The 23,482-nt window shown below is 55.8% G+C and carries 20 protein-coding genes; 11 read left to right on the top strand and 9 right to left on the bottom strand.

Annotated elements, in window-relative coordinates:
• Positions 1-8: 8 nt before the first annotated feature.
• Together JRJ26_10755 and fabF are read right to left on the bottom strand one after the other, a co-directional pair.
• Entirely contained in the window at positions 9-1,247 is a 1,239-nt protein-coding gene (locus tag JRJ26_10755) for a beta-ketoacyl-[acyl-carrier-protein] synthase family protein (protein ID MBW2057963.1), read from the bottom strand.
• A gap of 69 nt (positions 1,248-1,316) precedes the next feature.
• Positions 1,317-2,597 (bottom strand): beta-ketoacyl-ACP synthase II, encoded by a 1,281-nt coding sequence (gene fabF / locus JRJ26_10750; GenBank protein ID MBW2057962.1) that lies wholly within the window; start codon positions 2,595-2,597, stop codon positions 1,317-1,319.
• Between the two features lie 337 nt (positions 2,598-2,934).
• Here fabF and JRJ26_10745 point away from each other — a divergent pair, with 337 nt between their 5' ends.
• The 5 genes from JRJ26_10745 (at position 2,935) to JRJ26_10725 (ending at position 6,958) form a co-directional block, all read left to right on the top strand.
• A complete protein-coding gene (locus tag JRJ26_10745) occupies positions 2,935-3,105 on the top strand; it encodes a hypothetical protein (protein MBW2057961.1) in 171 nt (56 codons plus the stop codon).
• A gap of 2 nt (positions 3,106-3,107) precedes the next feature.
• Positions 3,108-3,446, top strand: coding sequence for a hypothetical protein (locus JRJ26_10740; protein MBW2057960.1), 339 nt, complete (start codon positions 3,108-3,110; stop codon positions 3,444-3,446).
• Positions 3,443-3,631, top strand: a complete 189-nt coding sequence (gene yacG, locus JRJ26_10735) for a DNA gyrase inhibitor YacG (GenBank protein ID MBW2057959.1) — start codon at positions 3,443-3,445, stop codon at positions 3,629-3,631. The genes JRJ26_10740 and yacG overlap by 4 nt, the downstream gene beginning before the upstream one ends.
• 133 nt (positions 3,632-3,764) lie before the next feature.
• On the top strand, positions 3,765-4,397 hold the full coding sequence (locus JRJ26_10730) for a ribulose-phosphate 3-epimerase (GenBank protein ID MBW2057958.1): 633 nt from the start codon (positions 3,765-3,767) through the stop codon (positions 4,395-4,397).
• 326 nt (positions 4,398-4,723) lie between these two features.
• Positions 4,724-6,958: a DEAD/DEAH box helicase gene (locus tag JRJ26_10725; GenBank protein MBW2057957.1), complete on the top strand. Its 2,235-nt coding sequence runs from the start codon at positions 4,724-4,726 to the stop codon at positions 6,956-6,958.
• Between the two features lie 133 nt (positions 6,959-7,091).
• Here JRJ26_10725 and JRJ26_10720 read toward each other — a convergent pair whose 3' ends face one another.
• On the bottom strand, positions 7,092-7,484 hold the full coding sequence (locus JRJ26_10720; protein ID MBW2057956.1) for a hypothetical protein: 393 nt from the start codon (positions 7,482-7,484) through the stop codon (positions 7,092-7,094).
• 143 nt (positions 7,485-7,627) lie between these two features.
• The gene (locus JRJ26_10715; GenBank protein ID MBW2057955.1) at positions 7,628-9,658 is read right to left on the bottom strand and encodes an enoyl-CoA hydratase/isomerase family protein; all 2,031 of its coding nucleotides are present in this window, start codon (positions 9,656-9,658) and stop codon (positions 7,628-7,630) included.
• 282 nt (positions 9,659-9,940) lie between these two features.
• Between JRJ26_10715 and JRJ26_10710 the strand changes: the two genes are divergently transcribed.
• Positions 9,941-11,308, top strand: a complete 1,368-nt coding sequence (locus JRJ26_10710; GenBank protein MBW2057954.1) for a sigma-54-dependent Fis family transcriptional regulator — start codon at positions 9,941-9,943, stop codon at positions 11,306-11,308.
• Here the strand turns inward: JRJ26_10710 and JRJ26_10705 are convergent.
• The 3 genes from JRJ26_10705 to JRJ26_10695 form a co-directional block, all read right to left on the bottom strand.
• Positions 11,267-12,343 carry a phosphatase PAP2 family protein gene (locus JRJ26_10705; GenBank protein ID MBW2057953.1) on the bottom strand — a complete coding sequence of 359 codons (1,077 nt, stop codon included), beginning with the start codon at positions 12,341-12,343 and terminating at the stop codon, positions 11,267-11,269. The two genes, JRJ26_10710 and JRJ26_10705, sit on opposite strands and share 42 nt — an antisense overlap.
• A 138-nt stretch (positions 12,344-12,481) precedes the next feature.
• Positions 12,482-13,708, bottom strand: a complete 1,227-nt coding sequence (locus JRJ26_10700) for an HDOD domain-containing protein (protein MBW2057952.1) — start codon at positions 13,706-13,708, stop codon at positions 12,482-12,484.
• Positions 13,709-13,837: 129 nt separating this feature from the next.
• Positions 13,838-14,932 (bottom strand): pyruvate formate-lyase activating enzyme, encoded by a 1,095-nt coding sequence (locus tag JRJ26_10695; protein ID MBW2057951.1) that lies wholly within the window; start codon positions 14,930-14,932, stop codon positions 13,838-13,840.
• A 279-nt stretch (positions 14,933-15,211) separates the two neighbouring features.
• Here JRJ26_10695 and JRJ26_10690 point away from each other — a divergent pair, with 279 nt between their 5' ends.
• The 3 genes from JRJ26_10690 (at position 15,212) to JRJ26_10680 (ending at position 18,262) form a co-directional block, all read left to right on the top strand.
• Positions 15,212-16,219, top strand: a complete 1,008-nt coding sequence (locus tag JRJ26_10690) for an MBL fold metallo-hydrolase (GenBank protein ID MBW2057950.1) — start codon at positions 15,212-15,214, stop codon at positions 16,217-16,219.
• Positions 16,220-16,275: 56 nt separating this feature from the next.
• Positions 16,276-16,950, top strand: coding sequence for a hypothetical protein (locus JRJ26_10685; protein ID MBW2057949.1), 675 nt, complete (start codon positions 16,276-16,278; stop codon positions 16,948-16,950).
• Between the two features lie 85 nt (positions 16,951-17,035).
• Positions 17,036-18,262, top strand: coding sequence for a glycosyltransferase (locus tag JRJ26_10680; protein MBW2057948.1), 1,227 nt, complete (start codon positions 17,036-17,038; stop codon positions 18,260-18,262).
• Positions 18,263-18,330: 68 nt separating this feature from the next.
• Here JRJ26_10680 and JRJ26_10675 read toward each other — a convergent pair whose 3' ends face one another.
• Both JRJ26_10675 and JRJ26_10670 read right to left on the bottom strand, forming a co-directional pair.
• Positions 18,331-20,289, bottom strand: coding sequence for a hypothetical protein (locus tag JRJ26_10675; GenBank protein MBW2057947.1), 1,959 nt, complete (start codon positions 20,287-20,289; stop codon positions 18,331-18,333).
• A complete protein-coding gene (locus JRJ26_10670; GenBank protein ID MBW2057946.1) occupies positions 20,286-21,116 on the bottom strand; it encodes an AAA family ATPase in 831 nt (276 codons plus the stop codon). The genes JRJ26_10675 and JRJ26_10670 overlap by 4 nt, the downstream gene beginning before the upstream one ends.
• A gap of 201 nt (positions 21,117-21,317) precedes the next feature.
• Between JRJ26_10670 and JRJ26_10665 the strand changes: the two genes are divergently transcribed.
• Together JRJ26_10665 and JRJ26_10660 are read left to right on the top strand one after the other, a co-directional pair.
• On the top strand, positions 21,318-22,457 hold the full coding sequence (locus tag JRJ26_10665) for a 2-hydroxyacyl-CoA dehydratase (protein MBW2057945.1): 1,140 nt from the start codon (positions 21,318-21,320) through the stop codon (positions 22,455-22,457).
• Positions 22,454-23,482, top strand: a 1,029-nt coding sequence (locus JRJ26_10660) for a 2-hydroxyacyl-CoA dehydratase (GenBank protein MBW2057944.1), incomplete at its 3' end; no start/stop codon positions are given. The genes JRJ26_10665 and JRJ26_10660, both read left to right, overlap by 4 nt.

Genomic DNA, 23,482 nt, shown 5'->3' with positions numbered 1-23,482 from the left:
TTCCTATGTCAGGCTATCTTGCCAACCACGACAGAACAGTTGATTCCACCATATCCGTGAGTATTGACAAGTGCAGTCCTTATGGTTTTTCCTCGAGCCTTGTTGGGGACACAGTCAAGGTCACAATCCGGGTCCGGCTGTTCGTAGTTTATGGTAGGAGGGAGAGTGCGATCGCGCATTCCGAGAAGGCAGGCAATTAACTGGAATATTCCCGTTGCTGCAAGAGGTTGGCCGATCATCGATTTTATTGAACTTACGGGTACTCGGTATGCATATTCTTTGAAGAGCCTCTTGATTGCTAGCACTTCGACTTGATCGGTTAAGACCATCGAAGGTGCATGGGCCGATATGTATTCGATTTCTTCTGGGATCAGGTGAGCTTCAGAGAGAGCGTTTTTCATCGACCGATACAGCCCGTCTCCGCTTCGATCGATTTCATAGACCCCGCAGGCATCGTTCGTCAACGAACAACCGAGCACCTCACCATAGAGATTCGCCGATCGAGAATCCGCGTGTCTGAATTCCTCCAGCACCAGGATCCCGGCACCTTCTGACAGTACCCACCCAGAACGGTTCCTGTCAAAGGGTCTGCTTGCCTTTTCAGGATCTCCATTGTTGCTCGCCAGACTGCCCGAGGCACTCAGAGCGGCAACCATGACCGGAGAAATCGGCGCATCGGTTCCTCCGACCACGGCTATATCGATATTGCCTCTCCGTATTTCCTCTGCCGCCAACCTGATTGCGTTCGCCCCGGCTGGACACCCTGTAGAAACGGTAACGGCAGGACCCCTTATGTTGAACTCAATACCTACATGGCTTGCCGCAGCATGTGAAAAGAACATGACCGAGGCAAAGGGACTCAGCCTCCTTATCCCTTTTTCGTGAAAGATTCCAACCTGTTCTTCAAGCAGGTCAAGACCTCCTATGGAATCGCCTAGGAAAACGCCGGCATTCAGGTTACAGAACATCTCAGGGGTAAGGCCACAGTCCCAGACCGCCAACCGAGCCGCTGCAAGGGCGAATTGGGCAAAGAGAGCCGTTCTTTTTGCTATCTTGCGAGTCATGAAGTCGGCCGGGTCAAACCGCTTCACCTCGCCTGCGATTTGGTAAGGATAAGAAGAGACGTCGAAGCGGGTTATCTTGGTGATTGCAGACTTACCGGAGACCAGAGCCTCCCAGAAGTCGTCCTTGCCGATCCCGTTGGGTGCGACCACGCCAATGCCCGTGATAACAACGCGCCGTCTCATTGTGAGCACATCCTCCTTCGGAACCAGATTAACCTAAGAAGGGACTCTCCATGGTCCAGACCATGGGCTTCATCCTTCATACTTCCGCAAGATCAAAACGCTGTTGAATCCACCAAAGCCCAGAGATGTGGACATGGCCGTCTTTACGGGGACCTGCCGCGGCCTATTTGGCACGTAGTCAAGATCGCATTCAGGATCGGGGAATTCGTAGTTGATAGTGGGATGGACCCAACCGTCTCGGATCGTCAGCACGCTCGCTATGGTTTCAACCCCTCCAGCCGCCCCGAGGAGGTGGCCGATCATCGATTTCGTAGAGCTGACAGGTATCTCGAATGCCCGCTCCCCGAAGACCCTCTTTATGGCTCGAGTTTCGATGGGGTCGTTCAGCTTTGTGGACGTCCCGTGGGCATTGATGTAGTCGATTTCATCAGGCCCGATGCCTGCCTCCTTCAGAGCCATCTCAATCGCCCTGACAAAGGAACGGCCCTCACTTTCCGGGACAGTGACATGGTAGGCGTCAGAAGTCATGCCGAAACCCGTTACTTCGGCGTAGATCGTGGCATTCCGCTTGAGGGCATGCTCGAGTTTTTCCAGAACCAGGATTCCCCCGCCTTCGCCCATGACAAAGCCGTCTCTTTCCCTGTCGAAAGGCCGAGAGGCTCTTTCGGGTTCATCGTTGCGAGTCGACATGGCCCGGAGGGCTACAAATCCACCGAAGGTGACAGGGGTAATGCCGGCGTCGGCACCACCGGTTATGATCACATCTTCCCATCCGTTCCTCAGGTGGCGAAAGCTGTTTCCGATCGCTTGAGACGCGGATGAGCAGGCCGTGGGAACCACATAGTTCATGCCGTGGCAGTTGAACTTGATGGCCACATTCGCCGAGACAGCGCTGAGGAGATAGTAGGGTAGGGTGTGGGGTGATCCCCTTCTGGGCCCCCGGTCCTCTATGAAAAGCTCGACGGCGTTCTCGAGGAGTTCTACGTTACCCCCGGCAGCTCCCAGGATCACCCCTATTTTGAAAGGATCGATGTCATCGATAGTCACCTGACGTTTCCCATAGGACAAGCTGAATCCGGCGTCTTCCAGAGCCAGCTTCGTAGCTGCCACGGCGAACTGAGAAGTGCGGCCCAGGTGCCTGGCCTCCTTGCCCAAGGGGACGTATCGTGAAGCGTCGAAATCATCCACCGGGGCAGCGATCTGGGTCCTGTACTGATCCATGTCCACGTTGGGAAACTCCACACGTCTAACCCCTGAGACTCCGGCAAGCAGATTCTTCCAGTACTGCTCGGTTCCGACCCCGATTGGAGTAATGGCGCCCATTCCTGTGATCACAACCCGATGAGCCACACCTCGCTCCTTTTCATATGGTGTTCAAGCTATAGGAACTCACTAGTATATAATTGGTTTTTCCCCTAAATGTCAATGAAAAAGCTTGGAGGAGCCTTCCCTATTCACGGATTTCCCGGGCTTGGAGGAAGGGCACGCCGGCGCCTGCACGTGCCGCTTGGGGACGGGAGGTGTTCCCCTGTTGGAAAGACAAAAGAACTGTAAAGTGACCTAGTTGGGGAAACTGACAATCGAAAACCAGGGAAGCTGGGGCTGCGGTTCTGTTGAATCACCGATCAATCTGTGGTAACAATTTTAGATAGATAGGCGAAGAAAAAGGAACCAGGAGAACCCCGCGATGCACACGGATGAGAAGAAGAAGTTCGACAAACGCGGCATTGAGCGGAAAATCCGGGAGGGCCTGATATCGCAGAAGGAGTATGAAGATTACCTGACGAGTCTTCCAGATGTGTCCCACAAGGTCTCTGACAGGGAGGGAGAAAGAAGGGGAGGGAACCCGGGGGGCTGAGCATGCCGATCTATGAATACAGATGCAACGACTGTGGCAAGGAGTTCAGTCTCTTGGTGCTCAACCCCAGGGAGCCGACCCGAGTCAAGTGTGAGGACTGCGGAAGCCCCAACATCTCCCGCCTCATGTCGAGGTTCGCGTATCATCAGACCGAGGCCTCCAGGATCGATTCTCTCGATACGAGAAAACCGCGGGACGAATCCTTTTACCGGGATGACAGAAACATCGGGCTCTGGGCGAAAAAACGGGCAAGAGAAATGGGTGTCGACCTCGGAGCTGGGTTTGAGGAGACGGTCGAAAAGGCGCGTACAGGGAAATTCTTGGATGATTTCGACAAGTGAGGAGAAAGATCGTCTGCCCTATCTGTAAAAAGGAGACTCACTGGCAGGGGAATCCCTTCAGGCCCTTCTGCTCTGCCCGATGCAGGCTGATCGATCTCGCCTCATGGCTGGGAGGAGATTACGCGATCCCGGGTGAGAAGACATGTTCTCCACTGCCGGAGAAGGATGAAAAGACGGGTGACTGACGGTACATGGTTAAGCCATCTCTGTTTTTCTCACCGGCGATTCGGCGTGGCGGCTTGTTCTGCCGGTTATTCGAGGATCGCATTCTGGAAGCGAGGGTCGGCCCCGCTTCGTAACGGGCGTTAACGTGTTGCTATGCGAATAGTTCCGTCTATTCTTACAGACCGCCTCGAGCAGTTCCAGGACCTGCTTGTACGGGCCGCGGGGTTCGCCGACTATGTTCAGGTAGATTTTATGGACGGCCTCTTTGTCCCGTCCAAGAGCATCTCCCCGAGTGATCTGGACGGCCTCCACGCTGGCCTCTCCTGTGAAGCCCATCTCATGGTCGAGCGGCCCGTCGCCTACGTGGAGGCTTTGAGCTCCCTCGGGTTCAAACGGATCATCTTCCACTGTGAAGCGCGCTCCGACCCGAGAGCGGCAATAGCGGCCATAAGGGAGGAAGGCATCCAACCTGCAATGGCGATAAATCCGGATACCCCGATCTCGTGTCTGGAGGATTTTGTGGAAGAACTCGACTCGGTTCTGTTTCTCTCGGTGAGCCCGGGGTTCTACGGGGGACGTTTCATTCCCGTGGTTCTGGAGAAGATCCAGAGATTCAGGGGGCGTCACCCATCTCTGACTATCGGTATCGATGGGGGAGTGAGTCTGGACAACATCCCGGAGATCAAGTCGGTGGGCGTGGATTATGCCTGCGTGGGAAGCAGGATATTCTTGAGCGGCGATCCTGCAGCGAGTTACGTGGCCCTGAGTAAGAGGGCTGAGGAATAGAGATGTGGAGAAGTTTACATAATATATCTTATCAGACGTATCTCATCCCAGGTTTGGATTCACTTCCATTCATACCGTCATGATCACCCCTGCGGGTCCTGTCGGGATCGCGGTCCCGGCAAAGGGGCTTACACCCCGTTTCCTCCCGCTTGGCAGCGAGGACTCCGCGAGATTCACCGGAGACATCGAAGCATTCCTGGACACATAATGGAACAATGACGAGGTATACCACCTTCCCACAGCACAAGAGGAGCCGTTCTAGCTCGGCACGATCGAGGTCTGGAGCCCGGCGGACCAAGCCTCGACTCGCCCCTGGATTGGAAAAGGTGTTCGGCAGGATCGGGGTGCCTTCGCCGAGTCCTTTTCGGCCTGACCCCTACCAACTGGAGGCGCTCGAAGCCCTCAGATCCGGTGATGTTCTTGTCAACGCTCCCACGGGGTCCGGTAAGACCTGGATAGCCCAGGAGGCGATTCGTCTCTATCTGGCGAAGGGCAAACGGAGTTGGTACGCCTCCCCCCTAAAGGCCCTGTCGAACTCGAAACACAGGGAGTTTGCCGAGGTCTTTGGGATCGAGAATGTGGGCATCCTGACGGGTGACCGCAAGGAGAGGCCAGATGCACCCGTGGTCGTGGGAACAACGGAGATTCTTAGGAATCAGCTCTATGACGCCATGACCAGCGGGCAGGACATACCGGTCGACCTGGCGGTTCTGGACGAGGCTCATTACCTGAACGATCCTCAGCGAGGGGTCGTTTGGGAGGAGATCCTTATCTACCTGCCCAAGAGGATACGGCTCCTCCTTCTCTCCGCTACCATCGGCAACAGCCTTGAGATCAGCCGGTGGCTCGAAGAGACTCGTGGTGTTGGCTGTCGCGTAGTTCAATCGGATAGGAGGCCCGTGCCCCTCCACTTCCTCTTTCTCTTCCCCGACGGGGAACTCAGTCCTCTGGCCTCCCACAAAGGAGTTCTTCCGAAGATCAGGAGGCTTCTCTCGGGTCAAGGCGCTCCGAGGCGGGCAACCCCAAAGGTGAATTACCGGTTCAGTTGGGTCATTGAACAGCTCAGGAGATGGGATCTTCTACCCGCCATCTTCTTCCTCAAATCCCGGGTAGACTGTGACCGTGCGGTCCAGAGCATCACGGCTCCATCCCTCCTGAGAAACGACGACCTGGATTTCCAGGAGGACCTGGAGACGTTGCTCGGCCAGTATGGTTTTCTTCGAAACCACCGCCAGCTCCCATATCTCCAGCGGTTCCGTGTGGCTTCACACCACGGCGGGCAGCTTCCCCAGTGGAAGCTCCTGATCGAGGAGATGATGAACCGGGGCTACCTGGACGCCATTTTCTCGACCTCGACCGTGGCGGCTGGCGTCAACTTCCCTGCCAGGACCGTCGTGCTTGTCCAGAGCGACCGGTTTGATGGAACCCGGTTCTCCGATCTCACCGCAACCGAACTCCACCAGATGACCGGCCGTGCCGGAAGAAGGGGGAAGGATAGAGTGGGATTCGCCTTGGTCCTCCCAGGGGTCTACCAGAACCCCCGGCTCATACAGCGGCTCATCGACTCCCCACCGGAGCCCATAAAGAGCCAGATCCAGATGAGCTTTTCCATGGTCCTCAACCTCCTCTTGTCTCACAGGCCAAAGGAAATCAAGGATCTTCTCGACAGGTCCCTGGCCGCCTTTCAGGAGAGGCAATCCTCCACCGATCTTGAGAAGCAGCGCCAACAGCTCCTCTCGAGGTTAGGACGGTCATTACCCGAGGGTTCGATCTTCGAGAGGCCCGATGGCTCTCCTGGTCTCCCCCTGGAGACCGCAAGTCGAAGCGGAGGAGCCGACAAAGCCCCTTCGGGCCTACACGACCAAGGCGAAACACCGGCCACCGTGGAACTCTTCAAAGGGCAGAGGAGAGTCAGGTCTACCAAGAGTAACCGGGCCCTTCTCAGGAAGCTCAAGAAGCTGACACTCCGGACCGATCAGGCACGGTACCGCCTTTGGTCCGAATTCAATCGGTACCTAGACTTTCTCAAGGAAACGGGCTTTGTTGATTCGGAAGACCGTCTCACCGCTGACGGCAGGTGGGCCTCCTGTCTACGGGTGGATCACCCGCTCTTGATCGCCGAAGCCATTCGCAGAGGAGTCTTTGACGGGGCCGGTCCCCCTACCCTGGCCGGGCTCATCGCTCCCTTTGTGGTGGATAGAACCAGGGAGATTGAGATCCCAGTCGAGAGGAGGCATGACATCAAGGAACTCATCAGGCGATTTGCATACATGGCCGAGGCTCTCACACCTCTACAGAGGTTGAAGCGAAAAAAGGGATTTGAGACACTCCCCTTGCAACTCTGGCCTGCTCTGTCTCTCTTCCTGTGGACAAAGGGCACGCCCTGGGATTCTCTTATAGCCGCCACTCGAATCGAAGAAGGTGACATGGTAATGCTGGTCTCCAGAACAGCGGACCATCTAAGGCAACTCTTCGATCTCGCTACCACCCATCCGAATCTCGCACTGGTCGCGCGCCGGGCGCTGCCCCTCATCCTTCGCGAACCCGTGGTTGTTTCGTAATGCCGATGAAGACCGGAAAACCCGACAAGAAATGTGATAACTTACATTAAACACTATCGGTGACGTAGCTGTAATAAAAGGTGTTTACACTCAAGCCGGCTGCCTCCTGGAAATCTCCCCGCTCTGGCACGATCTACTGCCCCAGTCTCCTCTTTCGCATCTTCTCGAGGTATCTCTCCCGTCTCTGCCTCGCTTTTTCCCTGCGCCGGTATTGCCGGAAGGACTGTAGACCCTTTTCGATATCTGAGATCGTCGACTTTATCTGATTTCTCGCAATATGGATCGCCTTCCCCGTCTGCTTGGGGGAACTCGCTCCTTCGATTTCGAATGTGCAGGCCGATTCCACTTTGCCGAGCGAGTGGTCCAGCCTGGCGAGAAAATCCCGAACCGACTCCTGTTCGTTCAGGAGCCGATCTGTCCGAGCCCTGCCGTACCGGTGCTGGAGGAGGTTGACAAGGAGCGATATAAGGAAAAAGAGGAGGACCACAAGGAGGACCGAGGTTTCCATGTGCATGGGAATCTGCATGGTTTCCCTTTCCGACAAGAGTATTTGGAGCCACGGGCATAGCCCTGGGCATCGGTGGCCCCGGAGCCGATCAAAACCTACAGCATCCTCTAAAAAATGAGTGACAAGTTACTGATACTCAAAGATCTTCTGCTGAGAGAGCCTCAAGTCTGATCATATGCCTTGAAGTCTGGACGCCGCTTCTCCATGAAGGCTGAAACCCCTTCTCGGGCCGCAGGGGTGGCCGAGACCCTGCCGAAAGCCCTGTAGCCGACCTCGAGTGCCTCTTCAAAAGACGAGGCGGCCGCAGCCTGCTTGATAGCCTCGGTAATGGTTTCGACCACCTGGGAGCTCAACCTGAGGTCCCCTGCCGCCGGTGCTTCCAGGGGTGAGGGCGGAGGGATGGCTACAGGTCCGTCAGTGATTCTTTCGATCCGTCCGTCAATCCTCTCGACCTCCTCGACTGCCCTTTGGATCATGCCTTCATAATCCTCTGCCAGGCAGGCGACCATGCCGATCTCGTGGGCCTCGGGTGCTGTGACACGGGTCGCCAGGCGGAGCATATCGTGGAAAAGGAGAGCCCCATGCGGCCACCTTCTATAGGGCACTACCAGCCCCCCGGTGCCCGGGAGGATTCCCAGGGTGACCTCCGGGAACTGAAACCAGGCCTTTCGAGTCGCGACGATTCGATGGCAACGAATCGCCAGTTCGAGGCCACCGCCGAGGGCCATTCCGTTTACTGCGGCGACCACCGGTTTGTTGGATCGATCGAGGTACCGGAAAAGACGGGAACTCTCCCTGCACAACTCTATGGACGCTTCAATATCGCCGAGCACCTCGGGAAATCTTCCTATCTCTGCTCCGGCACTGAAGGCCCTGTCTCCATATCCCGTGATTATGAATCCTCGTACTGAGGAGTCGGCCTCGTTCTCCCTGATGACCTGGAGGATCTCGGAGTTGACCTCGGTGTTGAGGGCGTTCATGACATGAGGCCTTCTGATGGTGATAACCTTCACCCCCTTCAGGTCATCCACCAGGACGTTTCTTTTGAAATTCTGGTATCTTTCAAGCCCTCCTTCCATACCGGGCATACCAGGTCTTTCGGCTTGGAAAGTGGTCATGATCCTCCTCACCCTTTCCTCTCCGAGGTCTCTCATGACGTCAAAGGGTCCTTTCCTGAACCCAAGAGCGATCTGGCATCCAAGGTTGAGATCTTCCAGGGTTCCTATACCGCGGTTGACCACATCAAAACACTGGGAAAAGAGAACACCCAGGAGGCGGTCTCTGACCCTCGCGGCCAGTTCGGGATCCACCTCGACCGTTTTGCCGGGGCCGCCCGTGGCCCAGCTTTCTACGGACCTGAGTATGTGGGCAGGCCTGTAGTGATACCCCTCCTCCATCTGTAGGGAATTGGCTTCTACAACGATGGGATTCCCCCGAGCCAGGTTCAACACAAAAAAAGGCCCTGCAGAGACAAACTCCCGGGCCACCTGATCGATTTGGGCTGCGGTGGCAAAGTCCAGCATAAGAGCCGCGTCGTTACACCAGTTGTCAAAAACCCGGTCCAGAATAAAGCAGATCTCACTCCTCGAGACTATGGGGACCTTGCCCGTCAGGCAGAACATCCAGGTGAGGTAGTCGACGATTCCCTGGTCGACAGCCTTCCACTTGATCACCTCGACGGCAGGGTTCCGCCAGGCCGGAGCAAAAAAGTGTGTAACAGTGGTTCTCTGGGGGCGATTCGCCCCTGAGAAGATCCTCTCTGCAGGAATCGAACTCGTATTCGAGGTGATTATGGTATCCGGTCTGACCAGATCCTCGACCCGGGCAACGATCTTCCGCTTGATATCGAGGTTTTCGGTGGCCGCCTCGATCACGAGATCCGCACCGGCGATCTCTGAATAGTCCATCGTATAGACGATGTTCTTCCCGGCCTCTTCGGCCTGGTCCGGTTTCATCTTCTTCTTGTCCAGGGCCTTTTGGATATACCCTTCAATCCTCTTCCTTGCATTCTCCAAGGGTTTCTCCACGACATCGACAAGGACCAGCCGGGCATGGGGCATTACGCTCTTGAAATAGTAACCAATATCCGGGCCGATGGTTCCGGCACCGATAATGGCAATCTCTTGCGGAAGAGGCTGGTCCGGCCTTTTGAGCAGAGGGTTTCGATGAAGGGGGTACAACTCCGAATCCATGGCTTCACCTCCATTCCTGCATATGGCGCGTAAGGAAAACAAGGCACTAGGACCAATTTATTTACAAACACCGGGGTTGTCAACCGACAATCCGCCGGGGTTTTCCGAGTTCTCAACCGAAGATCGCGACAGGTCTTCAGTCCCACGATTGCTTCTCTCTTGAACATGAGCCCGGCCCAAGGCGGCAAACTCGAGGCGATTCGGAAATGACTAAGCTCTTTACGGTTTCCTACCGATATATATAGGGAAAAAGAGACGATCTCCCCGGCTCGACAGGTGTCCATGAACCCCACAGTCCTTGTAGTCGATGATCAAAGGGTAATCCTGGAGCTTCTCAAAAGGGTTCTCGAAAAGGAGAACTACCAGGTGCTGACCGCCGAGACAGGTGAGGAGGGTCTCGACCTGTTCAGCAGGTACCAGCCGGAGCTTACATTACTCGACATTCGGCTGCCTGACAGAAACGGTATCGACGTCCTCAAGACCATTCGGAAAACGCATCCCGAGGCTCTTGTCATTACCATGACGGCCCATTCCGGCATTCAGGGCGCCATAGAGGCGATACGCGAAGGTGCGTACGACTATCTCCCAAAGCCGATCGACGTGGATTCGCTCCGGTTTACAATCTCCAAGGCCCTTGGGATTCTCAATATGAGGAGGGAGATCGGAGAGATCCAGGAGACCCAGAAGAGCAAATACGGTTTTGACAGAATCATCACCCGGAGTGAGAGGATGCAGAGAATCCTCTCTGTGGCGAAAAAGGCTGCCAACAGCCAGTGCTCCACTATCATGATCCAGGGAGAGAGCGGGACCGGCAAAGAACTCTTGGCCTCTGCCATCCATTACAGCAGTCCCCGCGCGTCGGCCCCTTTTGTCGTCGTCAACTGCACCACCCTTTCGCCGGAACTCCTCGAGAGCGATCTCTTCGGCCATGAGAAAGGATCCTTCACCGGGGCAATCCGCAAGAAACCAGGGAAATTCGAGACCGCCCAAGGGGGAACGGTCTTTCTCGACGAGATCGGAGAGATCGACCCTACGCTCCAAGTGAAACTGCTCCGGGTGATCCAGGAGAGAGAGTTCGAAAGAGTGGGAGGGTTGACGACCCAGAAGGTGGACATACGGATTATTGCAGCTACCAATCGGAATCTCCGAGAAGAGGTCGACAGGGGAAACTTCAGGGAGGATCTCTTCTATAGACTTATGGTAATACCGATCTACCTTCTTCCCCTCAGGGAGCGCCGGGAGGATATCCCCTTGCTGGTTGAAACCTTTGTAAGTCAACTGTGCCGTGAAATGAATATGAAAGTCAGAACCGTCGCCCCCGAGGCCATGGATCTTCTCACCAATTACCAGTGGAAGGGGAATATTCGAGAGCTCAAGAACGTCCTTGAGAGAGCCGTGATCCTAGGAGAAGGCGATACGATCATTCCAGAGCATCTGCCAGACGAGGTCCGTTTTCCTCAGGGGACCTCCCTCGACCCCCCCGGAGACTGGCCCGGCGAGATTTGGCCACTTCAGGTGATGATCAAAGACTATGTCAGGAGGGTCTTGACCCTGACCGGGGGAAACAAGAGCGAGGCGGCCCGCCTCCTAGGCATCACCCGCCAGCGGCTAAAACGGATCTTCCGCAACAACTTCGTCGAATCCTCCTGAAGGGGGCGCCTCCTGCCTTTTTCCTGTGCCAGAGGTGGGGCTTTCCGCTTCTGCCTCGACCTCAAGGGATAACCCTCCCCTTCTGCTATGCGTCCCTCGCACAAGAGGTTCTCCAGGGACCGACAGGCCCCTGTTCCACAGATCGTTGAGAAGCGGGGAGAGACAGAAAAAGACGAGTCCGATCACAGCCCCGTAGATCACATCGATCCCGTAGTGGTAACCATTGTAGACCGTAGAGATAGCCAGACCGGTCACTGTGACCGCGAAAGCCGGGGGGGACAGCCCGCACCGGATCGCGGTGCACAATACTACCACGGCCACGGCCACATGGGAACTCGGAAACGCCCCTCCCCGGACTGCACCGCCGAAAAAGAGCCACTGTTCAAACGAGGTCAGGGGACCTCCCCGGAGGGAAACCAATTCAAAGGGGAGAGCCTGAATGAAAAATACCGGCCCACCCACGGGCATCAAGAGGTAATGGAGAAAGCAGAAGAAGAAAGTCGCATTCGTGGCCAAGATGAAGTCATTCAGCACGGCCCAGTCCCGCCTGAAATAGAGACTCAAACCGAGAATCGGGATCAGGCCATAGTAGGACATGTAGAAAAGCGACATGATTTCCGTCAACCAGGGACCCGACAGGCTCTGAAGCCAGACCGTTGGATACCCTCCAAACAGTCGGACCTCGAAGTGAAGCACCCAGGCGTCAAGGAGTGCGGGTCGAACGAGGTGGATCATCTGGCCAACCTCTTCAAATAGAAAGACATAGAGGATCGGGATGTACCAGACTCGAAAGAAGAGGCTCACCCTTCCTGGGCGCCGGCGATAGACGGTGAGGACGACAAGAGCCAGTGCAAGAAGCCCCAGATGCACACCGAGATGGAGGAGAGTGGCCCGACCTCTGCCGCCGAAGAGGACCAGCAGAAAAACGATTGCCGCGAGGTAGAAGAAAAAGAGGAAATCCGAAGGCTCCAACAGGCCCGCCCTTCTTGATCCGGCGCCGGCGAGAAAATCACCTCTTTCCATCGTCCTGTTCAAGACCAAGACCCCCTTTCAAGGCTCGGGCGAACATGAGAGGAGCCACCCACCGTATCCGGGGGAAAAAATAGCAGAAAAGGATGGATTTGGCCAGTCGATGAGGAAAGAGGGCCAGAGGGTCGAGCAGTCTCTGCCGGGTCAGGTTGTCTGCCTGGGAGTTCTGGCACCTGGAACGGCTTTCTCGGTCATCCGGCCGAGTACCTGTTCCAGCCTCTCCGCTTCTTCAAGTATGACCTGCACGTACTTTCCCCCTTTGGAGTCAGGGTCCACGATGGAGGCCAGTCTCTTGGCAAAACCACCTACGGCCATGAGAGGATTGCGGATTTCATGAGCCACGGCCTGGAGCGTATCTGCGATCAAGGCCTTCTGCTCCTCTCCCCCTTGCAGGCTGCCAAAGGAGGGCAGCCTTCCCTCTGGGGCGGATCCCTGGCCTGCTGACAGCCTTTCCGAGAGTCTGCTCAATGCCCTGTTTGCCTTTTCCATGAGTTCGATGATGTCCTTCTCCCTGTCCACTTCGAGTTTCAGGCTTTGGGCTATCTCTTCAACCCGCTGGAAGGTGGTGACGAGTATCCCGCCCACAGTATCCCGGTCGAGTCCCAGACAGGACTCTGCCTGTAGAAACGTAGAGGGCAGATCCCCTGCCTTCTGGCAGATAAGGGCCGCGAACTGCCCTGCCACGTGGCAGATCGACCCCAGAGTCGACTCCTCTCCATGGAGAGTCTCTCGACCTGGAAAACCTTGGCATTCAACAATGCCCCCGGGGAATCTCCAGTACCGGAGGGCTGCCTCACCGACCTGTCTGTGATCGATTCCGTACTCCTGACGTTCCCAGGAGAGCAACGGAGCCAGAGGATAGATATGGAGGCCGTCGCCCGAGTATTCCCCCTTCACGAAAAGGTCATAGAAGATCAGGAACCCTATCTCGAGGACCAGACCCGCGACAAACGCCTCTTCAGGATCAGAGCCGCCCATAAAAGCGGCCAGGGATTCTGCCAACAAGGCCCTGTAGAGAGAAGAACGCCAGAACTCCTCGTAGTCAATGGCTCCGATCTTTCCCATGGGGAAGGCATCTCTCAGAGACAGGGAGAGGCCCATTATTCTCAATCTGTCCAGGCCTATCCTCAGGATTGCCTGTCTCAGTGTGGCTACAGGGCGCCCGGGGCAAAAGAATGCGCTGTTGGCAAGCCTGAGAAGGCGGACGGCCAGAGAGGGGTCTCTTTCGATCAGCCTGGCCAAATCGCTCACAGAAGCCATTTCATCGGATGCCATCTCGACGAGCTTCATGGCGACAACCGAGAGAGGCGGCAGGCTGTATCCGGATTCGAGATTTAGCAACAGGCTCGTTGCAGGTTCTCTTCTCATCATCACAACCGGCCCGTGTTGGACCCGATCAATCCCGTCCCCCGGCAACCCGCCTGGGGCAAAACCGGTCCACCAGGGATTGCCGACGCATCCGTCCATAAGACTTATCGGAAGACTCAGAGGATAGATGAGTCATCTCGGCATGAGTCGCGAAATAACGGGTGAGACCCCTTCTCTTTCGGCCATGGCAGCAATAAGACCTGTCGTTCCTGTCATCATGTTGTCCCCAAAAGGCGCGCCGAGAACCATTCTGTCCAACCCCATCCGGTCCACCACACCCCTCTTGGGGCCCGTCGCCACGATGAGCTCCACCCGGTCAAAGCCCACCCCTCCCCTGACATAGGCCCCGTGTCCCCCCCCGGAAACAACCCTCTCGTGGGAGAGCCTGCCCTCGGCCAGATCGACTATAAGGGATTTGAGAATCTCCGGGCTGAGATCCCGTGTGTGATACTCAAAAAAACCCATGATCTCCTCCTCTACCAGGAGAGCCCCCAATGTATGGGATGTGGCCACATCGAGGACAATAACATTCGCCTTTCCCAGGGCCAGGGGGTCTTTTGAAGCTCCCAGAACGGCCGCCATACCCGTATCCATCAGATATGTCCTTCTGGCCCGAATCCTGCTCGAGTCCTTCGCAGCGGCGTGCATCCGCCGCAAGAAGGGGGGAATCTCCCGGGCTTCAAAAAGAAACGCCGAGGGCCTGGGGCTTCTTTCGATGATCTCCCTGAAGATCTGATGGCGGAAATCAAGGGAGGAAATCCCCTTTTTCGGTGTTCCGTGGTCTTGAACCGCCACACCGAGAAAATCCACAGCCGCCTCGATTCCCATGGAATTGAGCGTTGCACCTATGAGCTCGGGCCGGACATCTCCGGTCTTGAACCATGCGACATTCCTCTTCCCGGCCTCCAACCGGGCCGTTCCCTGAGAAACCAGGTGGACACCCGACTTCTTGATCCTGCCGAGGTGATGGTGGATGGTTTCCGCAGCAGACCTGGTCATCATCACCCTCGCCTCACCCGCCTTGATTCTTATGGCTTCCGCAACGGGACCGCCCCCCATCTGGCGGCCGGTGATGAGGATCCTGTCTCTCTCGCAGGCCGCTATCCTCTCGGCAAGGACGCGGGTCGGGGATTTGCCGACGAATTTGAACTGATCCCCAGTCGCGGTATCGACGTAGAGAGCATCGAGGGTTCCTGCACCCACATCTATGGCCAAAAATCGCGGCATTGAGAAAGGCCTCCTTTCCAGGCTGAAAGACCTCTTCAGGGATCTTGTTGGGCACCGGCGGTATTGCCCGGTCAGCCGGTTTCGACCTGCCCTTGCTCGCGGACAAAAGCGGAGTTCATCGTGTGATCATGTCCCCGCTCCTGGCAGGGGGTCATGTCTTGTGGTATGGTTTGGTATAATAAAGAAAATCCGTGAAAAATTCAAAGAAAGGGGAGACTTTGCTCTCTCGACCAAGGGGAAGTAAGGCATCGTTTTTGCAATAAGGGAGAGGGTCGATCGATGCAAGACCTCGCGGGGAGGATTCACAGGATAGAACTTCCCGTCCCGTTCCCGATAAGGACCGCCAACGCGTATCTCATCGATGAGGAGCCACTGACCCTCGTCGACACGGGCGTCAAGACCGATCAGTCGTTCAGTGTCCTGGTAGAGTCTCTTGCGAGGTTGGGACGGAACGTCGGGGATATCAGGAGGATCCTTATTACCCACGGCCACATCGACCATTACGGCCAGGCAAAGAGGATCGCCTCCTTGTCTGGCGCCGAGATCTACATGCATTCCAAGGCATACGAGAGGATTCGATCGATGGGTCGGTTTCAAAGGAACCTCGTATCCGTGCTTCACCAAAATGGGACTCCCAAGGAATCCCTGGATGAAGCCATCGGTTACATGAAATCGGCGGTGGAGGCATTGTCAGACCCTCCGGACAAGGTGTGCTTTATCGATGACGATGGGAAGATCCCTTTTGACAAGATGACCCTCAAGTCGATCCACTGTCCCGGGCACAGTCCCGGATTGGTCTGTTTCTATATGGAGAGAGGAGGTGCTCTGTTCTGTGGGGATCATCTTCTCAACGACATCTCACCCAACCCGATCATCGACCTCTCCCGAAAAGATGGGGGCCCTCAGAGCACCAGCCTCGCCGACTATCTGCGCTCTGTTTGGAAGATCGCGGACCTGAGGGTTACTCTGGTTCTTCCCGGGCACGGCGAACCATTCGAGGACTTTAGAGGGGCCGTGGAGAAGGCCGTCCGCCATCATGAGGAGCGTCTCTCCAAGGTGCTTTCCATCCTTTCCGAGGGTGAAAAGACCGCCTACGAGATCTCCAAGAATCTGTTTCCGAATACCAGATCTTTCGATGTCTTCCTGGGGGTGTCGGAGATTCTGGGCCACCTGAGAATTCTCTTCGATCAGGGGAGGGTTCTGTCCAGGTCGCGGCAAGGCATAGATTACTACAGGGCGGTTCGGGACCGGGATCTCCCCCTGGGAGAAAAACCTGTGATGGAGTAACCCAACTTCGGTAAGGAGCCGAACTTTTGAGTGTCTCGGCTTCTAGGACAGACCATATGAGGGATCGACAGACCGATTTTGCACCGTTTCAAAGCGTATTTCAGTTCCGCTCCAGAGCATCCCTGGAGAGACTGACAGGGCAAAAGGCTTCGAATCTCGAAGAGCTGTTGGAACTCATCAGGACGTGTCCCGACTCTTCCATCTTCTACCACACCTTCTCGGCCTTTCGAATGCTCCGAGAGGTCCACGTACCATACACAAACGGTTTCTCCGTCTGGATCTCCAAGTATCTCAATGACGAGGCCCTGGCCGAAAAACTCGCAACTGTGGATCTCACAGAGCACAGTACCATAGAGAGCCTGAGAAGGCAGATAGTTGAGACAATCGAGAAATACAGGAACGAGAACCCCTCTGTCTTTCAAAAAACCGCTGACAAGCCTTTCTATCTTCTCGATGCGATCAGAATCGTCTACCTTACCGACAAGTTCGCCTATGATCTGAAGTCATTTCGCGAGTTGTTGAATACGGTGAGTGTGGATTCGCTTTATTTCCATTTCATCGAGTCACGGCTCTACACCCAACTCCGGTCAGACGATTTCTCAACGTGGATAGAAGAGAGCCTGAAAGATAGAGAATTGGCAAGAAAGATCAGAGCGATCGATATCAGCGTCTATACCCTGGAAGAATTGCGGGAGAGAATCATCCAGGTTATCGACAAACACATGAAGTAGGTGGCGTCCCGGGCCTTCCCTTGCTCCAAGGTTGTTCCCGAGGCCCAGGGCTCCAGGCACAGGGATTCTGAGGTCCTCTATGAGTATCCCCAGCTTATCGGATTACAGGAAGGTTGTCGGCCGGAATGTGATCGAAGAACTCTATATTCTGGCCTCCCACGTGGGCGATCGCTCGATAAAGATGATCAACTCTACGGCCGTGGGTGGGGGTGTGGCCGAGATGCTGCACCGGGTGGTGCCCCTTCTAAACGAGCTGGGTGTGAAGGCCAGATGGGAAGTGATCAAGGGGGGCGACGACTTTTTCGACATAACAAAGGCCTTTCACAATGCCCTCCAAGGCAAGCAGGAAACCTTTCAAGAACACGTCTTCAAGACCTACCTGGCCTACAACGAGATGAACAAGGAGGCCATGGATTTCAGTGAAGACCTGATCGTGGTTCACGACCCGCAGCCCGCTGCCTTGATCCACTGGCACAGGAATCGAAAAAACAGATGGGTCTGGCGCTGCCATATCGATATGTCCCATCCCAACAGGCAGGTCTGGGATTTCTTGAGGCCGTTCGTGGAGGAGTACGACGCGGCGATCTTTTCTTCCCCGCTTTTCTCGCCGCCCCTTGCAATCCCTCAGTATCGCTTCTATCCAGCCATCGATCCTCTGGCCGACAAGAACAGAGACCTCGACCCCCCTTATATTGAGAGCGTCATGGAGAAGTATGGAATCCCCAGGGATAAACCCATTGTCACCCAGATCTCCCGATACGATCCCTGGAAAGACCCCGTGGGGGTGATCCAGGCTTTCAAGATGGCAAGAAAGCATGTGGACTGCCGTCTCCTGCTCGTGGGGGACAAGGCGGCCGACGATCCTGAGGCCGAGGAGGTTCTTGTAAAGGTAAAAGAGGCGGCAGGGGAGGATCCGGACATCCACATAATCTTTCTGATCTCATCCATTCCCACCGAGATAAACGCCTTTCAAAGGGCCTCGGATGTAGTCCTCCAGAAATCCCTCAGGGAAGGATTTGCCCTGACCGTCTCCGAAGCCCTCTGGAAATACCGTCCTGTCATCGGGAGCGCCGTGGGGGGTATTCCGGCACAGATCATTCACGGGTACACCGGAATGTTGGTTCATTCTGTCGAGGGGGCCAGTCTCCAGATTCGTAAGCTCCTCAACCAACCGCAATTGGCCCGGCGATTGGGCGAAAACGGCCACAAGCGAGTCCAGGACGAGTTCCTGGTCACCAAGGTCCTGAAACGCTACCTCCTCCTCCTCCTTGCCTTGGACCATCCTCAGGAGTCCACTATCTTTCTCGAGTAGTCCCGCTCTTGGTCGTTTTTTCGAGCCGGGGCGATGCGTCTGCCATAAGGAGTCCGGACTCGCCTGCTCTACCAGATATAGTCCTTGGCCAAAGCCCTCTTGTCGTGGCCGAACAGAACATGAAAGATCCGGATCTTCTTGAACATATTCGGCGAGAGAGTTCCAATAGGTACGTAGACGATCTGCCGGTCCATACGAGCGGCCATCCCCTTGAGGTAACTGCGGGGCGGCTGAGCTGCTACATAGACCACGTATTTCTCGAGGGAGTAATCAAGGGCAGCCACGAGGAGTTTCTCCGCCTTGGAGTGGAACCAGCGATACTCCGGGTCTTTCCACACGTCCAGCATTCTCAGAGGAGGATAGCTCAAAAGGAATCCCCCGTATTCGCAGCGACAGATGCCAGGTCCCACAATGTTTTCGGCTGGATCCGTCGCGTAGAAGGCCATGTCGGATTCCTGCTCGTGTTCCCCGTGCCACGTCATGCAGTAAGGAAACCGGTTGTCCCTGTCGAGGTCGAATATGACGACAACGGATCCGACGGCCCCTTTTGCAATCCTGTTCTCCCTCACGTAGATCCTTTTCTCGTAGAACCTTCGGAGTGTCTCTCTCATGTCGATGCCGTCCAGGAGGGAAGCCGTAAGGGGAACGGTGCGACTCTCCCGTTGCGAAAGCATGTGGCCGGCTTTCTTCTTGAGAAACTGCCCGTAGTTTTCAATGACTATATCCTCCGGCGGATAGGAGCAGATGGCTCTGGTATCGAACCCCCTGAGCCACTCCCCGGGAAAACGTTCACGGGGCCTTTTCCTGCCCGGCAATGCCACGGGTTGCTTGCGCGGCTTGTGGATTCTCCTCCGTATGCGTATCCGCCTGGTTCCAAGAAGGATCTGTTCTCCCGATATCCTGATTGTAGGCAGACGGGCAGGTTCTTCAACCCACGGATAGTAGCAACCGAGGCGCCACATGGCATAGCAGAAATTGTCATCCACACAGGCCCTGGCCGAGGTGAGATCATGGTAAAAATCCGACAGGAGCAGACCATCCAGCATGGCGTAGTTGCGGCTGAATTTGAAAAATGTTCTCTCCTGCCATGGGGCCACCTTCTCCCCGGTATCCTGTCCGTAATGGACGGCGGCCTCTTCAAAGAGTCTCAGATTCACCCGCTGACGGTCGATCATGGATGAGACCGGATCGATTACATGATGGGCCGACCGCACCAAGGACTCGCGGAGAGCACCCTCCTCGGAGGCGATCTTTCCACCGTCCACGACCTCAAAGGGGGAGGCCTTCAGTGTCTTGCGCGGGGTGTACCGCCGCGTGACAGGTTCGGGTGGGAGCTCACCACGGTGAAGTTCGTAGATCCCCGACAGGAACGGAAAAGCACTCATAACTTCACCCATACTCTCAGGGTGGAGGTTGAAAAGCTGAACAGTCCCGCGTCTTATTCGCCCCATGGGATGGGCCTGGGGAAGAGGAAGCTCCTTCAGGATACCCTCCATGTGGACCATACCGCAGACAAACAGAATGGAAGAGAATCTCCCTCTCAACTGTTGAAGGTGAAAAGCCATCCCTTTTTCACGGATCCTGTCCTGGGGCGACTTCTTCAAATGATCGAGCATATAGTCCCGGAAACTCTCATAGTAGGCCTTATGGCCGATCCTTAGAAGAGCATAGGAATCGGGTAAGGGGTCCCTGAAAAGGGGATATTCGTCCGAGTCGACGTCAACAAAAAAGGTGGGAATCCTCTTCTCGGCAGCGTATCGAACGGACTCGACGAGAGGGTCGGCCGGCTCGATGAGAAGGTAGATCGACTCTCTCCTGTCGTTCTCATAGAGAAGTACCGAAACAAAGGGGAGCCGCTCAATGCCCTGGCGGATCTTACTCTCCAGTGTAGCCGGCAATTCGACAGCCATGGCATCGGGCTTGATCTCATCAAGAGCGGTACGGACCAGTTGGGCAAACTCGATGCGATAATGGCATATGGGAAGACAGAGGATGTTGCCCTGTTTCTCTGTATAGGGCGAGGTCACAGGTACTGCACCACCTCTCGTCCAAGGGTCATGCTGACAGCCTCCTGCAGCGCGTGAGTCACGGAGAGGCCTTCGGATTTGATGAGCTTTGCCGCATATCGAGCCACATTGATGCCATCGCGCACGGTATAGATCTCATCGTTCTTGTGAGCCCGCTGCAGGAATTCGACCACATAGTCGAGGACCTCGTCATCGACAAAGGGGAGGTTCTCCCTCAGAATCATCTTCTCTTCATTCTTTTCCGGGAAATCTACATAGATCTGCGGTTGTAACCTGGAATGAATATACTCGGGAATCTCGTAAGTGCTCGTGTCGTCATTCATGGTGACAGCCAGCAGGAAACCCTTTTCCGCAGGAATCTTGATCCCGGCCACAAGGGACTCCACATAGCGACGGTCATCCAGCAGGGGAGCCAGAGATGCCCAGGATTTTTCGCTCATCCTGTTCCCCTCGTCGATGATACAGACCTCACCTCTGATCATGGCCGTCACCAGAGGACTCGCCGCATATCCTATAGATCCTCCAGAGGTGACCACAGGTGTTATGATCAGGTCTTCCGGCCGGGTATCCATAGTTGCCTGAAACATGTAAGCCGCCTTCCCCAGTCGCCGTGCCGCAGAATAGCCGAGAGTGGTCTTGCCCACTCCCGGTTTACCGATGAGCCGGGGGTTGAAGGGAAGATCCTTCTCATCGATGACCATCCATGCAGCCAGGAGTTGCTTTATCACCTCTTGCTGGCCTACCCACTGGATGCGCAACTCTGTCGGCTGGGCCAAGGTAAGTTCCAGATCATCTATGCGGGCCCGGTTGCGGGCAATAAACTCCATCTGCCTCCACTCCCTGTCTCCATGGATCGGCGTCTCCCCTCCCAAGGCAATTATACCACTGCCCATTGGCGGTGCAACAGAGGGAAGACACGAGCGGGGAGTGGAGGAAATGCGGATTCATCGGAAAGGGACGGTTGGATCGCATAGAAGGTGTTGAATCCGCCCTTTCGAATGGGGTATATCCCATAAAGGGAGAGATCCATGACCGGGGAGAGTACCTTTCTCAGAGACCTTGAGGATACCATCCGGTCCTTCAGGACCGGCCTCTCAGCCGGCGGTGCTCCGGTGGTCGGATGGTGCTGCAGCTATGTACCGGTTGAACTGCTCGAGAGTGCGGGTCTCACTCCCCTTAGGCTCCTCCCCACTCCTCCGGCAGAAATGGGGGATGCCCATCTCGATCCGAATTTCTGCCCTTATGTGAGGGCCATCATGGGAGAAGGTGCGGCCGGGGCCTATACCTTTCTCTCTGGTCTGGTGATTATGAACACATGCGACGGCATGCGGCGCCTCTACGACGCGTGGTCCCACTTTCAGGGTCCTCCTTTTGTCCATCTCATGGACCTGCCCAGGACCACCACCCGGTCAGCCCTCGCCTATTTCCGAGAGGAGATTTGCAGGCTGGCGGAGCGGATCTCACACCACTTTGGAGTCTCCATTTCACCTTCCAGAATGGATCTCTCCTTTGAGGCTTCAAACAGGACCCGGAACTTGCTGCGGCAGGTGGACGATCTCATGGCTCAGGGCAGACTCGATCTTTCGGGTCAGGAGTTTTGTGAGCTCTCCAGGGCTGGCGGGCTTCTTCCCCGGCAAGGTTTTGACACTCTGTTGCAGAACGTGATTGAGAGGTCCGGCCCGGGCCAGAGGAAGCAGGGAATCCCGCTACTCTTGACGGGTTCCATGCTTGAAAACCCGGAGTTGGTATCCATTGTCGAAACATGGGGAGGCACGGTGGTGGCCTACGATCTATGTGTCACGGGCAGGCACGCCCAGGAGGCGATTCCCTTGACAGATGACCCCTGGACATCTCTTGCTCGTCACTATCTGCTCCGTCCCCCATGCGCCCGGATGCAGGAAACCCAGAGAAGACTCGACCTCCTGTTGAACCTGGTACGATCCTATCGAGTCAAGGGGGTAATCTACTATACCCTAAAGTTCTGTGACACCTTTCTCTACGAAGCCCCGGTTGTAAAGGGAGCCCTCGAATCCATGGGAATCCCCATGCTCATGATCGAGAGTGAATACCGGAAAGGGCTGGGAGGCGGAGTCCAGACCAGAATTCAGGCTTTTCTGGAGATGCTTTCCGGCGGGGACAGGGGCCCGCGAGGGGAGGGAGACCTGTGAGAGAACGCTCAATCGCCTGGATAGTCAAGAGGCCTTTCGTATACGATCTGTTGAGACTCCCTCTGCGCCTCTATTATAGCAGGGATGATAACCCCGCTTTCAGAATCTGGGTTTCCTTTCTGCTCCATACTTACAGAGGGGCTTTCGGCCGAGCCAGGCCGGTGATCTGGTCGAGTGCTTTCGTGCCGAGCGAATTGGTCTACGGCCTGGGCGGCGTCCCGGTTCACCCTGAGATCCTCGCCTCACTGATGGCATACTTCAACATAAGCGGCAGGTTTCTGGAAAAGGGAGACTCGAGGATCTCCACAGACCTCTGTTCCTTCTATCGGATCGCCCTCGGAATGGCCATGGCCGATCTCCTCCCCAGACCGGACGTTCTCATCAGCTCCTCCAACCTCTGTGACGGGAGCAACAAGTTCTTCGGCTATCTCGGGCGGCTGTATGGGGTTCCCCACTTCTTCCTCGATGTTCCATACCATGACGGATGTCAAGGCCGGCGGTATCTCCTGGACCAGCTTCAGGGCCTGATCGAGAGTGTTCAAGGCATAACCGGGATTCCATGGACGAGAGAGAGGATCCAGACCATTGTGAGGCTGTCCAACCAGGCTCGGGTTTACCTCCTGCGGGTCAACCAACTCCGCAGATCCCGGCCCGCTCCGTTTCCGGCGAGCGAGGCTCTCTCCTATGGAGCCGGAATGATCTTCTCTTCTTTCGGGACAGCTCAGGGTGTCGCCTTCCATCGGGCCCTTTACAGATTCGTTCGACAGAGGGTAGACCGGGGCAGAGGTTATTTGCCCGAGGAGAGACATCGCCTCCTCTGGCTTCATCACATCAGGCCTTACTATCCGAACGATATCTTCGAGGTTCTCAGCCGGAAAGGTGCTGCTGTCGCCTTTGAAGAGGTAAGCCACGTCTACTGGCCTCCCCTCCGGGAAGAGGCTATCCTGGAGGGTCTCTGTGACAAGATGGCCTCCAGTTTCTCGAACGGCCCACTGGAGCGGCGGGTGGAGAAGGCTTTGGAAATG

Source organism: Deltaproteobacteria bacterium (genome assembly GCA_019308905.1).
GTDB lineage: Bacteria > Desulfobacterota > BSN033 > WVXP01 > WVXP01 > JAFDHF01.
The sequence above is the reverse complement of the archived record's forward strand: the minus strand, read 5'-3'. Positions and strand labels throughout refer to the sequence as shown.

Excerpts from the sequence above, each read along its gene's own strand:
- JRJ26_10755 (MBW2057963.1), bottom strand. The coding sequence starts at position 1,247 with ATGAGACGGCGCGTTGTTATCACGGGCATTGGCGTGGTCGCACCCAAC.
- JRJ26_10745 (MBW2057961.1), top strand. The coding sequence starts at position 2,935 with ATGCACACGGATGAGAAGAAGAAGTTCGACAAACGCGGCATTGAGCGG.
- JRJ26_10740 (MBW2057960.1), top strand. The coding sequence starts at position 3,108 with ATGCCGATCTATGAATACAGATGCAACGACTGTGGCAAGGAGTTCAGT.
- JRJ26_10730 (MBW2057958.1), top strand. The coding sequence starts at position 3,765 with ATGCGAATAGTTCCGTCTATTCTTACAGACCGCCTCGAGCAGTTCCAG.
- JRJ26_10720 (MBW2057956.1), bottom strand. The coding sequence starts at position 7,484 with ATGCAGATTCCCATGCACATGGAAACCTCGGTCCTCCTTGTGGTCCTC.
- JRJ26_10715 (MBW2057955.1), bottom strand. The coding sequence starts at position 9,658 with ATGGATTCGGAGTTGTACCCCCTTCATCGAAACCCTCTGCTCAAAAGG.
- JRJ26_10710 (MBW2057954.1), top strand. The coding sequence starts at position 9,941 with ATGAACCCCACAGTCCTTGTAGTCGATGATCAAAGGGTAATCCTGGAG.
- JRJ26_10700 (MBW2057952.1), bottom strand. The coding sequence starts at position 13,708 with ATGATGAGAAGAGAACCTGCAACGAGCCTGTTGCTAAATCTCGAATCC.
- JRJ26_10695 (MBW2057951.1), bottom strand. The coding sequence starts at position 14,932 with ATGCCGCGATTTTTGGCCATAGATGTGGGTGCAGGAACCCTCGATGCT.
- JRJ26_10690 (MBW2057950.1), top strand. The coding sequence starts at position 15,212 with ATGCAAGACCTCGCGGGGAGGATTCACAGGATAGAACTTCCCGTCCCG.
- JRJ26_10685 (MBW2057949.1), top strand. The coding sequence starts at position 16,276 with ATGAGGGATCGACAGACCGATTTTGCACCGTTTCAAAGCGTATTTCAG.
- JRJ26_10670 (MBW2057946.1), bottom strand. The coding sequence starts at position 21,116 with ATGGAGTTTATTGCCCGCAACCGGGCCCGCATAGATGATCTGGAACTT.
- JRJ26_10665 (MBW2057945.1), top strand. The coding sequence starts at position 21,318 with ATGACCGGGGAGAGTACCTTTCTCAGAGACCTTGAGGATACCATCCGG.